We start from the raw sequence: 12,743 nt of genomic DNA, 5'->3' as shown, positions 1-12,743 counted from the left end.
CTTCTTGAATGGGTTGAACCATTTTTACACGATAAACAACTTGAAGAAACTACGGAGGTTGTGAACGATTTCTTCAAAGTAGATGGAGACGCAGAAAAACTGCAAAAAAAATTATGCGAATTGGATGATGAAATGGAAGGAAGTTGGCTAAAGCCTTTATGGGATGATATGTACTTAAAATTCCGTGATCCTTTGCCAACGGGTATGCATTTTAATATTTTATTGGATAATAAAAACCATGAAAATCGATATACGCGTGCGGAACTTGCGGGAAGGGTAAGCCGTTTAGTCACGGAATTCTATCATTTAATAATTGATGGTGAAGTAGCACCAGTCGTAAAAAATGGTGTGCCCCAAGATATGAGTCAATATAAGAAGTTTTTTAAGTCCATTCGCATTCCCAGAGTAGAAAGAGATGAATTTAGAGTAGCGGCATTCGAGAAAAGAAATAACCATGTCATTATTTTATATAAAAGAAATGTGTATAAAGTGAACGTAACAAATAGTGAAGGTGAAATGTATCAAAGCCGTGAAATCGCAAATGCTATTGAAAGAACTTTTCAAGAAGAGCAAAGTGAAGGCGCCAACGTAGGGATTTTTACAACGGCGAAAAGAGATGAAGCTGCGAAGATATATGATCAACTTATCGTATCTAAAGTGAATGCGGATCATCTACAAGCGATAGCGGATTCGCTCATTGTCCTCTCTATGGATGAAGAAAGTAGTACTTCCGAAGAAGCGATTGAGAATTTAATGTTAAATGGGACGAATAAATACTTTGATAAAACCATCCAAGTGATCCTCACTAATAAAGGTGAATTGGGTTATAGCATCGAGCATTCTTCGGTTGATGGTACGACGATATTTGCTGTCATTAGCTATGTAAATGAAGGCCTGGAAAGTGATGAGCCTGAAACCATATATACGACTGAACCCACTCTAATGGAAAAACAACAATGGGAATTATCTGCGGAGATTAAGAAGTCGTTAATGAGATTCGAAAAAGATCATGCAAGAGTCAAAAAAGAGTTTTCTATTAAAACGACAATCTTCAACAGCTTTGGTTCAGATGAAATCAAAAAGATGAATATTAGTCCCGATGCGTTTTTCCATATGGCTTTACAAATTGCACAGTACAGAACGTTTGGCACATTTAGAAGCGTTTATGAACCTGTATCAGTCCGTGCATTTTATGAAGGAAGAACGGAATGTGCGAGAGCGACCAGTATGGAGAAGCTAGACTTGGTGAAAGCGCTAGAAAATGGTGAAGAGAGTCATGAAGTGTTGTATGACTTGATGCAAAAGGCGAGCGCGGCTCATACAGATCGAATTGTAAGGTGCCGTAAAGGATTCGGTGTTGAAAGGCATATGTACGGCCTGGAGCAAATGTATACGTTGCACGGGGAAGACCTCGGTATGACGGATAGACCTGCACTCTTTAGCGACACTGGCTATTTGACAATGCGGCATGATTTCATTTCGACAAGTGGTATGGCGTATGACAATGTAAAGTATCGGATATTCGGGCCAGTCGTTGAAGGCGGTTTTGGACTCGCTTATATTTTATTAGATCAATCGATTTCTATTAATATCTCCTCCAGTGCGGATGAAGCAGGTCATGCGCAGAAGTTAACCAATCATTTGGAAGATGCATTTTTAGAATTACGACAGATTGCGAACCGTATTATTTAAATGAGGTAGCTGTGCGCGAAACAATCATGAAAGTTTCATGCACAGGTACTTTTAGTAAGATATTACCCAGAATCCTAACTTCTGAGTAGTATCTTTTTTACATACATCCGTACCAAAATCCCCCAACAGACAAAATCCGCAACCTTCAAACACCCCCATCGTCAATACTTATGCTGTACTGAACCAATAAAAATCCGCAGCATAAAGCAGGTGAAACCTATATGAAAAGATCCGAGTATAAGGCATTACAACATAAAAAAGCACCTAAAAAGAAACGAAGCCTGAAAAACAAGATCATCCGTTTCGTATTGATCAGTTCACTGCTTGCCGTTCTTTGCGTACTACTCGTACTGAATGTCTTCATCACATTCAGCGACGTCAGTAAACTTGAAGAACCTGCACCCAGAGCGACAGTGATTTACGATCCGGACGGTGAAGTGATCAGCAAAGTTTCGAATTCGAATATTGAAGGTGTAACGATTGACCAGATTCCGAATACGTTGATCGAAGCAGTCGTCTCCGTGGAAGATCAACGATTCTACAAACATCACGGCATTAATTATTTCAGGATGGGACGTGCCTTAGTCGAGAACGCGTTCAAAGGCAAAATCGTGGCAGGGGGCAGTACGATTACGCAGCAGCTTGCAAAAAATGTATTTTTGACGCAGGAGCGTACGTATTCGCGTAAATTCAAAGAACTGATCCTCGCAAAGAAGATTGAACGAGTGTATTCGAAAGAGGAGATCATGGAACGTTACCTTAACCAAATCTATTTCGGTGACGGGGCGTGGGGCGTTCAACGTGCAGCGCAGACCTATTTCGGTAAGGATGTCAGCGAATTGACGTTAAGCGAATCTGCGGTAATTGCGGGCGTCATTAAAGCACCGTCGCATTTAGCGCCTACGAAAGATATAGAAAAGTCGGTGAAACGGCGCAATCTCGTGTTGTCGTTGATGCTGAGTGAACAGTATAGCAGTCAGCAAGAATACGATGAAGCGGTTGGGCAGAAACTGGCATTGGCTGAATCGACAGTTCCAGATTATAAAGTGAACTATCCGTATTATATCGACCGTGTAGTGAACGAGGCGGTCACTATGTACGATTTGACGAAAAATGAAGTGCTGTCCGGCGGGTTGCATATTACGACAGAAATCAATCCGACGGTCCAGAATGCGCTGGAAGAAGTGTATGCGGATGATAGATATTTTCCAAGCAGCACGCCAGATCAACTTTTGCAGAGTGCCTCTGTTTTCTTGAACCCTAAAACAGGCGGAATCCTGGCGTTAGTCGGAGGGAGAGGAGAATATACGCAGGGACGCTTCAATAATGCGACTGACCTCATACGGCAGCCTGGATCTGCGTTAAAGCCGCTTGCCGTCTATACGCCGGCGCTTGAACAAGGATACCATATGTCAGATTTGCTTGTAGATGAACCAATTGATATGGATGGATACTCTCCGAAAAACTTTGATCAGCAATATAGAGGGGAAGTGACGATGTACGATGCACTCGCACAATCGTATAATATTCCTCCTGTATGGCTGTTGGATGAGATCGGCATCAAAAATGGAGTTCATGCGGTTGAACTGTTTGGGATATCATTAGAAAAAAATGACCGTACGCTTGGATTAGCGCTCGGAGGTCTCGACAAAGGTACTTCTCCTTTACGGATGGCTCAAGCATTTTCTGCGTTTGCGAATGATGGAGTGATGGAAGAAGCGCATGCGATCACTGAAATTAAAGATTCGGAAGGAAAAGTGCTAGGAAAGTGGCAGGGTGAGTCTGTACGCGTGACAGATGCGGAAGTTGCCCAGCAAATGACCTATATGCTGCAAGGGGCTGTAAATGAAGGTACTGCCAAAAAAGCCCAAGTTTCCGGTGTGGACGTGGCGGGGAAGACGGGCACCACGCAGCTCCCGATTGAAGGAGTGGACGGTTCAAAAGATCATTGGTTCGTTGGCTATACACCGGATATTGCCGGTGCAGTCTGGCTCGGATATGATCAAACAGACGCCGACCATTATTTAACATCTACTAGCAGCTTTACCGCACCCCCGATTTTCGCACAAGTTGTTTCAAAATCAGCAAGCGAATTAACAGCCAAGGAATTTGATTTGTCGTTAATTGATGAAGAAATAAAAGAGCTGAAGAAGCAGAAGAAAAAGACCAAGGAAGAAAGAGAAAAGAAAGAGAAGAAGATAGAGAAGGATCAGAAGAAAAAAGAGTTTTGGGAAGGGATTGAAGAGTGGGGGCGGAAGTGGTTTACAGGTAAAGAGGATTGAAGGGAAAGGGAATAAGGTGCTTGTGTGAGAAACATTCATGAATATTTCTCACACAGGCACCTCTAAAAAATGTGAATGTTTAAACAAACTTAATTGTTTTTTGCACAGCGTACTTTACCTTCCTTTCAATCGCCTTTTTCTGCCTTTTGATTTAATAGTAGGGGAGCTTACATGAGCGTATTTCAAATGTTTACTCATTAGAATTGTTTCTATTATAGTCCATAGTTCTCTAATTCTGCCGTTGGGTAACCTTATGGAAGCTTTTTGGTCTTGTTCATCCCTTTTGACGTGTAAATGAAAAGGTTCGGTACTTGTTTGATGTTCTTTACTCTCCTCATGGGGCTCAGAGTGAAATTTTATAACAATCGAACCAGTAGGGGAATAAAAATCATAGTGGTAGTACTCAATAAATCCATCTTTTATTATCTCTTGACAGGAAAGTTTTGTTAAGTCGGAAAATATAATAGTTTTTCGAACAGCACCCGGTTGCGAGGGTAGACCATTAGCGCCGTCGCGGATTTCCGTGATTTCATCAAATTCATTTTCAAGCAATGTATAGTTAGTCTTTGGAATTCCTGTTGACATTTAACGCATCGAACTTTCTAATGAAATATGACCAAGCAGCAACATCAGTTTGTTCTTCGGATGATAAGTCATCCATAGAACCCAATGTACTCTCGAAATCTCCCCCGTACTTTCCTTCATAAAGAGCTATCTGTTCAACCAAGAATAAACGTTCATTCGAATCATAAAGGTTTTCTTCTTGTTCTTCTTCCCATTCTTTCACAATTTTATCAACAGTGTACATTTTACCTGTTCTGGATTTCCACAAAGTATTTGCGCTGATTCGTGCTTGTGAGTTTTTCTCAGTTCTTTCAACGCCCACGAATCGACCTTCTTTAATCCAATTATTGATAGTAGTAATCGATACTCCGAAATATTTTGCAATTTGCCCCGTAGTATAAGCAGGGGCAAAATTTGTGTCCTCTGCAGCAATCTCTGCCATTTCCTCTAATATTTTTGAGAGATACTTTTCCATTTCCTCTGTGTTACCAAGGATTGAATCATTCAACTTACTAAATTGAAGGTTGTTTATGTTAGTTTTTTCTAAATAATTTACCATTACTTTAAAGAATAATAAACTATCATCCTCATTTTCGAAAAGACGTTTAGTTAATTCAGGTGTTCTTTTAACAAATTCTTTTTTTTCGAACATCGTCAACATGATCATCACCTCTTCACCTCCTATTATAAACAAACTGAAACTAAACTACAAGCAACTCAAACTGAAGTTCATGTTAATTATTGTATTCAATTAAATGTTTTTTATACCTGTTCGAAAAGTAGTACCATGCGCCTGAGAGAATTTAAGAAGGTACCAGGTCCCGACACTAATCAGAAACGATTCTGAATTGAACTGAAGTTGTGTGAGGACCTGGTACCTTCACGAAAAATCCTCTCCCATATCAAAATCAAGAACGGGTGATCTGTATATCTTTCTTTCTGGTTTCTTGTCTACAACCAGTTCATTGACATAGTTTTCAAAGTTCGTTGCGTTAAACAACGTAGAAGGTCTAAGGAATGCTTTGAATTCTTGAAGGTTTAACCACTGCTTGGCCTTTAAGTCGATGACACGGATGAAGTCTTCCTCTGTGTATCCTTCTTTGATCCGTCCATTGATGAATTTACGGGTAGCGGCGGACTCGGCTTTGAAATGTTTTCCGGTTTTGTCGTTCAGGTACTGAATCACGGAAGGTGCGACGTCGAGATTTTTCTCGACAAAGGTTTTATTTTTTATATTCTTAAGTTCTTTGGTTATAGGCCGTCCCATAGTGAGATACTCCCTCGTACCAGTGTGAGTTTGCACAGCGTCTAATTGTGAGTTGATTGCCGTCTCATGTTGAGATGGTGGGGTGTCCTCTTTTGGGTTGGTCGTTGTTTCATTTGGTGCATAGGAAAATGGCAGCATTTCATAATCAATTCGATACCATTTCGTGTTGTCGATTTTCATCCTATTGTGTTTAGAAGTAGAGATCAGATATCCCTTTTGTTCCAAGTCGTACGTAATCCGTTTAATCGTGTTTAACGACCAAAACGGAAATTCTTCCATCCAGTCGTCGTATGTATTAAACACCCATTTATGACCATCACGTACGTTTTTTGAAATGTTCAATCGGTAGTGAAGTTGTTGCAAGAATAGCGCAGCGTTTAGTCCAACTTTCATTGCGAGTGAAGGCAATAATGGAATCGGATCTTCGTTAATTAATAATTTCATCTGGTAGTCCCCCTAGAGTTAAATGATGTAGGAGTACTTATTTAGTACTCCTCATACTTCATATAGAGAGTTATCTAGAAAAGGATACACGTTTTTTTACTATCATCAGTCTGACTGTTTGGGTGGCATTAATGGGACATGCACTTTTTACTTACAAATATTCGATTAATGTTGTGGCGATCGAGAAATAGATCAGTAACCCGATAATATCATTTAACGTCGTGATGAACGGACCGGAAGCGATAGCTGGATCGAATTTCAATTTATTGATGATCAATGGAACGATTGCGCCAATAACTGCCGAAATGCCTAACGTCAGTAAAATGGAAAAGCCGACAATGAGACCAAGGGCTAAATTACTATAGAAAATATACACTAGCCCTGTAATAACGACCATACAAATCAGTCCGATTAAGAAACCGGTCTTTAATTCACGTCTGACCATCTTGAACGCACTGTTCTTTTCAATTGTGCCTAACGCCAGACCGCGAACGGATATCGCTAGCGATTGTGTTCCAACGTTACCCGCAGAGTCCATAATCATGGGAATGAACACAGCGAGCAACACGACTGACTCCAATGTCTCTTCAAATCGTCCAATTACTCCACCTGTGATTAAACCAAAAAACATCAGACTAATAATCCATGGAGAACGCTTTTTGGCGGCCGCAAATGAACTTAAGTTCACATCTGTCGCACCTTTAGTAGCCGATAATTCACCAAAGTCTTCTGTCGTTTCTGCTTCTAAAATGTCCATAATGTCATCGACAGTAATAATACCTAGCAAATGATTTTCTGTAGTGACGACAGGAACCGCTAGGAAGTCGTACTTTTTGATGAGTTTCCCTACGTCTTCTTGGTCCATTTGATCTGGAACCGATACGACGCGTGTATTCATAATATCTACGATCATTTCTTCAGGATTTGCGACGAGCAAGTTGCGCAATGATACGACGCCGATTAGCTTGCCATGTTCGTCGACCACATATAAATAGTAGATAATTTCAGCGTCCGAGGCAATGACTCGTAATGTATTGAGAACGTCCGTTACGTTGTCAGTAGATGAAATGCCGACAAACTCCTTCGTCATTACAGCTCCAGCGGTTTCTGGTTCGTACGATAGAAGGCTTTTAATCTTTTCGGCTTTGCCAGGTTCCATATTGTTGATTATGGAATTCGGCAACTCATTATTGAGCTTGGTTAAAAATGTTACGATGTCATCCGTAAACATATTGTTGAGCATTTCGGAAGCATATTTGTCATTCAGCTCTTGAAAAACTTCTTTTTGATTATGAAATTTTAAAAGGCCGAAGATAACCGCCATTTCACGTGGGGATACATACGCATAAACTCGGTGACGTTCGTCTTCTTGCAACGTCATGAAGATGTCCGATTGATCGGATGGATGCAACTGTAAAAACGTTTCTCGAAACTCTACGATTTTTTCTTCTTTCAACTCGTTGATCGCACTAGTCATGTATTGTTCGCGTGTCTTTTTGCTTAACTTCATCATATACGACGCTCCTTAGATTAGTTCTCTCGTAAAGTAAGGCTTACACAAGCATAATAAGAAATGGGTATTTTAATTTTAAGTGAAGTATAAAAAAACACCTTCAAATAGAGAAGGTGTTTTGTCATAAGCAATACGAAAAAAGTTCTTTGAAAAGAACTGTAAATAGCCAAACAAATATCCTCCAGTCGTGGAGCTTTAGCACTGTATGGCATAGGAGTGAATCCAGCTACGTTAGAAATTACCTTAACTCGATAATTCCTGTTGACCCATTGGCGTCTTTGGACGTTTCTGGGCAGCAGCGTCTCTCCATACAGGAGCCTTACCTAACGAGGGGTATCTTGCAATTCATTACAGATGATATCGGAGGGCGTTTGGTTTGTCAATTAACTGGGGCTATGAACTCTTCCATTACGACGCGTTTGGTGTGGATATATACGATAAATGAGGTGCCAGTTTGAGATGCAAACGTGAATGGTTAAGTGATCATGTAAGTGTCTGGCGAAGCTATCCTTTGTTTAATTCTTGTATCTATTATGAATTAAGTTTAGTAAACTACAAATCAAGTATATCTAATCGATGCGTATATAGGAGGAGTAATCGGTGGTAGTTTTGATATAGTAAGTACGAAAGCCATTGCAATGGCTGCGAATAATACTTTCAAAACTGATGGGTATGATAATAAAAATAAGGTTATTATTATGAAGTAATTCTATGGTCTTTTGAATAAGGTAACTGTTCAAGAAAAAACATGAATGTTTTAAAAAACACGAAAGCAACTTCACTCGTTATTTTTATATACTTTCACATGGAGTTTATGCACACTATATAATTCTGAAATAAGAAAGTGAGCAAAAGGAGTACGATAAAAATGAATAAAAGTCACCAGCCAATAAAACCATTCACTCCGCAACAATTTAAAACAATTGTCGATCAACTATTCATTCAAGCAGAGCGACTAGACGATGAAGCGCTTGGGAAAGTGACGCGGTCGCTGCTCGCTGCAGATGAAACATGCACCTGGACGATCCACATTGTCTTCGATCGTGCGTTTGCTGGAGCTCTACGACACGCGTTCCGCAAAGAGCCTTTAAAGTCAACGGAGCACATCATATCGCTTCCCGACATCCTATCAATCGGTCCGATAGAATCTCTCCATACGGATGAAGGAATCAAGAATCGATTTTGTTGGCTTCAAGAACATCTCCGCGGTGATTTCCCAGAACAAGAGAGAGAATTCCGTAGTGCTGTACAGGACATCAAACGCATCCCCTTACATTTACCAATCATTCTCTGGGCGGGCAACAATGCAGCAGAGCAAACAGGCCTGCGATTTGCAACCTACCTCCTGAGTGGTCGGCCAAATGAAATCAGCGAACTCAACATAACGAAAGCATTCGAATCACTGTACAAACAAACGTGGCAGAGTGAAGAAATTCACCTCCTGCGTTCCAATGAACTGTCGCCTGAACAGTTGCTCGAACTTTACGCGCATTACGAACCGTGGAAATGGAATCCAGCCCGCCGCACAGCCATCGAACAAGAAGGCAAGTCACTTATGTATGATGAGTCTAATTTGCGCACTTGGCAATACGAAGAACTGTGGAGCTCAGATGAAGATCGCCACGACACGTTCATCATGGATTGTGCACGTCAGTTACAGTCCGAGTATCCTGACGAATATTACAACGTACTGCGTCTCATTGGGCAAGTATACGGAGAATTGGAGCAGTATACAGGTGATGCGTGGATTGAATACAGGGTAAAGGAATTGATCCGCAACGGGGGGCTTGTATGTAGAGGTAATATTGAGGATTGGGGGAAATATGAAGTACAGATAACAAAAAAATAATCGTGCTATTTATACTATGATTTATAATTGACGTTTTATTTACTCTGATCTGATACTTAGAAAAACGATAAGATAACTGATTTCTACAGTTATCTTATCGTTTTTTTAAAATTTCACGATTATAAAATATTGATATATTCAACATCCTATGTTTACAATGCTTAGAAATACATACAAATTAAAAGGGATATAAAAATACATCAGGTCTTATCATAATTCAACGTCAATATTTCAATCGTTTTGTATCCAGATCCGATACCGAATCAATGGTGTACCAGTCATCTGTCTGTGAAATAATATACTTCTTAGTCCTTTCATATAATAAAGGGGATTCAGCATTTGAATAATAGGTGAACCGTTCTAGAACAATCAGTTCAAATGTATGATTTTCAAGAGGAGTCATAGAAATGATCTCGTTCGTTAGAAAATTATAGCTGTAGCCAGGTTTAGTATTCAGCTCGGATATGAAATTGCCAAAGCTGCCGTGGCTGTGTGTTCCTTTTCGGAAAAAGCGCTCGATATAATCATAATCAGTATAGTATACAGCATCAACGTAAGCTTCACGGAAGTTCTGATAAAACTCTTCTACTTCTTCTAGTACTTCTTCCAACATCTCTGCCTCCTGAATGTGTTCAAAGGGAAGATATATACTTGTATCATTCAGGGCCACGGTTTTCGATTGCACTTCTTTCCCGTCATCTGTTTCCCCGACTGCATACATATTTATTTGCTTATTTATTTTTGCTGGATAGACTTCGGATAATTCGTTGACCTTTTTACCAGTATTCTTACCGTTAATATATACTGTGGCATCTTCCAAGTCTGAATCGATATACACTGTGGTAATACCCCATTTTGGTGATATCGTCTGCTCATTACCCTCTGTTGTTTCGATAATCTGCTTGCCTTTTCCGTTCATCGGTATTAGGCCGCCATCTATCAAGAATTCCCAATCGTACTGTCCTGGAATGAAATTTCCAACTATAACTAATTCCTCGTCTTCATTTGAATGAACTTCCTGTCCGCCGAAAGTGAAAGTAGTATCTTTAAGAGGGAGCTCCACTGAAACAGTGGTAGGAACCACGGTAAATTGTATATTTTGGTACAGTCCAAACTTTGCCGGCTGTTTGCTGGCGAGTATGAATTCTCCTGAATCATAGATCACATTCATGGGCTTATTGGATTTCATCCTCTCAGCCTCAAAAATCAGTTCATCACGCAGGTCGTTCCAACCGTAATCACTGACAGCGGTGTAAAGATTTTCAGGACTGGCGACGGTACCATCATTGTAAGTGAAATGATCAAAGAACGCTTTCTTATCCTGTTTGTGATAGGCGTCATTCATTGCATTTATCTTTCGGATCGGATCATAGATGGATTGCAAAATTAGGTGTGTGGCCACAAGTGCAACAACTAATGTGAATAATAATATCAGAAGGATTTTTACCGATCTTTTCATCGGTTTTTTAAAAGATGACTTTTTCGCTGGTCTTGGCTGTTGCTTTAGTGTGTTGGAATTCTGTAGCTGTTCACCACAATTGGAACAGAATTCTGTATCGGGAGAATTAGAACTTCCACAGTTTGTGCAAAATTTCATAAGTATAACTCTTTTCTATTGGCAATAGCCTCATATTTTAGTTTTATTCGTATTTAGATTAATGATGGCAGTAATGTAAAATTGGTTTCCTGCTTTCTTAAATACATACTTTTTCTTACGCTCATAATGCAAATCTCCATCCTCATAAGAATAGAAGTTGAATGTCTCAAACGAGTATAATTCAAAGGTGTCTTCTGAAACCTGACTGACGGATGTAATATCATTTAGCAGAAAATCATAATGGTAGTCCAATATATTTCGATGATCTATGACAAATTTCGCATAATCACGGCGGATTTCACTGCCTTCAGGGAAATAATCCTCTATGTAATCAAAATCAATATAGTCGATTGCATTTTCATAGTCATTACGGAAATTTTTGAATAGTTGACGAATTTCGTTGGCTTGCTCTACGGCAAGATTTTGCTTCTGTTTTGCTTTTCGTTCTTCCTCTACATGCTTAAAAGTTAGGTAGACAGTTTTCTTTGACAGTGTTGCTGTGTCAGAAGAGATTTCTGTGCCTTTGTTATCGTTTGTTACCGCATGCACTTTTACATTCTCATTTATTTGGCTCGGGTAGAGCTTGCTCAGTTCTTTAACGGTTTTCTTCGTGGATTTTCCATCGATAAATACAATAGCATCCCGCACGTTTGAATCAATACGAATCGTTGTGGCTTCCCAGTCAAGTGTTGCATTCTGCTGGTTGTTTTCATCAGCTTTCACGATATGCTTTCCTTTACCTAAGAGTGGCATAAAAGGACCTGGTGCAGTGTAAGACCATTCATATTCTCCAGGAATGTAAGAACCAAGCAAGACTTGTTCGTCATCCTCTTTTGAGTTAAACTCTTTCCCGTCAAACATCAGTTTGGTTCCTTTATAAGGGATTTTTAAACTAACTTCAGTAGGCAAAATCGTAAAGGTGACTTCTTTATATAATCCTGGCACCACGGTTTTGCTAGCAACTGAAATAGATGGGTTTTCTATTGTAACTGCACTGCTATTCTTTCGGTTGTCAGTTACAATCATTGCTTCCTTTGCAAGGTCATTTCGCAAATCATTCCATCCTCGGGCTTTTACTGCCGAATAAAAATGGCGCGCATTACCGGAAGCATCATCTTGCAAATGAAACTGCTCAAAAAACGCTTTTTCGTCTTGATTGTGGAAAGCCAGATTCATAGCCTCGATTTTCTTTTGCGGATCGTACATGTTTTTCATGAATAAGTGTGTGCCGATAAGAAGAATTATTAATGTTATTACTGAGAAAAGTGATATTTTTTTCCAAAGTTTCATCGGAAGTCTTGGTGTCTCTTCTAGGTCTGTTGTACGATGCTTTTTATTTACCATCAGCTCGTTTGAGACAAGCGTTCGTTCACCGCAACTTGTACAAAACTCGGCCTCACTAGAAAGCTGATCGCCGCAGTTTTTGCAAAATTTCACAATCAACCACATCCTTTACTTTTTTCTAACAGTATACAGGTAATTTAGTAGTTATAAAAGCATGTTTAAGTAGTTAATTTTGTAAATGATAGAATTGG

The 12,743-nt window shown here is 39.8% G+C and carries 9 protein-coding genes and 1 riboswitch; of the genes, 3 read left to right on the top strand and 6 right to left on the bottom strand.

The annotated features are described in order from the left end of the window. Together Q7P97_RS10525 and Q7P97_RS10520 are read left to right on the top strand one after the other, a co-directional pair. A partial coding sequence (locus Q7P97_RS10525; RefSeq protein ID WP_303969150.1) for a choline/carnitine O-acyltransferase occupies positions 1–1,692 on the top strand: 1,692 nt, incomplete at its 5' end. A gap of 221 nt (positions 1,693–1,913) precedes the next feature. Next, the gene (locus Q7P97_RS10520; protein ID WP_303969149.1) at positions 1,914–3,974 is read left to right on the top strand and encodes a transglycosylase domain-containing protein; all 2,061 of its coding nucleotides are present in this window, start codon (positions 1,914–1,916) and stop codon (positions 3,972–3,974) included. Positions 3,975–4,088: 114 nt separating this feature from the next. Here the strand turns inward: Q7P97_RS10520 and Q7P97_RS10515 are convergent, their stop codons facing one another. The 4 genes from Q7P97_RS10515 to mgtE all read right to left on the bottom strand — a co-directional run bounded on the left by Q7P97_RS10515 (position 4,089) and on the right by mgtE (position 7,762). Continuing rightward, complete coding sequence (locus tag Q7P97_RS10515; RefSeq protein WP_303969148.1) at positions 4,089–4,559, bottom strand: toxin-antitoxin system TumE family protein; 471 nt, start codon at positions 4,557–4,559, stop codon at positions 4,089–4,091. After that, positions 4,534–5,208, bottom strand: a complete 675-nt coding sequence (locus Q7P97_RS10510) for a MerR family transcriptional regulator (RefSeq protein ID WP_303969147.1) — start codon at positions 5,206–5,208, stop codon at positions 4,534–4,536. Before Q7P97_RS10510 ends, Q7P97_RS10515 begins: the two co-directional genes overlap by 26 nt. 210 nt (positions 5,209–5,418) lie before the next feature. Beyond that, positions 5,419–6,249: a conserved phage C-terminal domain-containing protein gene (locus tag Q7P97_RS10505; RefSeq protein ID WP_303969146.1), complete on the bottom strand. Its 831-nt coding sequence runs from the start codon at positions 6,247–6,249 to the stop codon at positions 5,419–5,421. A gap of 151 nt (positions 6,250–6,400) precedes the next feature. Further along, positions 6,401–7,762, bottom strand: a complete 1,362-nt coding sequence (mgtE, locus tag Q7P97_RS10500; RefSeq protein ID WP_303969145.1) for a magnesium transporter — start codon at positions 7,760–7,762, stop codon at positions 6,401–6,403. Positions 7,763–7,935: 173 nt separating this feature from the next. Continuing rightward, a riboswitch (M-box (ykoK) riboswitch) is annotated at positions 7,936–8,100 on the bottom strand. A 530-nt stretch (positions 8,101–8,630) separates the two neighbouring features. Between mgtE and Q7P97_RS10495 the strand changes: the two genes are divergently transcribed. Next, entirely contained in the window at positions 8,631–9,611 is a 981-nt protein-coding gene (locus Q7P97_RS10495) for a DUF1835 domain-containing protein (RefSeq protein WP_303969144.1), read from the top strand. 223 nt (positions 9,612–9,834) lie between these two features. On the opposite strand, the gene Q7P97_RS10490 is transcribed toward Q7P97_RS10495, so the two are convergent. Together Q7P97_RS10490 and Q7P97_RS10485 are read right to left on the bottom strand one after the other, a co-directional pair. Then, positions 9,835–11,208, bottom strand: a complete 1,374-nt coding sequence (locus Q7P97_RS10490; RefSeq protein ID WP_303969143.1) for a TcaA NTF2-like domain-containing protein — start codon at positions 11,206–11,208, stop codon at positions 9,835–9,837. Between the two features lie 30 nt (positions 11,209–11,238). Then, a complete protein-coding gene (locus Q7P97_RS10485; protein WP_303969142.1) occupies positions 11,239–12,657 on the bottom strand; it encodes a TcaA NTF2-like domain-containing protein in 1,419 nt (472 codons plus the stop codon). Between the last annotated feature and the right edge of the window lie 86 nt (positions 12,658–12,743).

The organism is Sporosarcina ureae, from assembly GCF_029267015.1.
GTDB classification, from domain to species: domain Bacteria; phylum Bacillota; class Bacilli; order Bacillales_A; family Planococcaceae; genus Sporosarcina; species Sporosarcina ureae_D.
The sequence above is the reverse complement of the archived record's forward strand: the minus strand, read 5'-3'. Positions and strand labels throughout refer to the sequence as shown.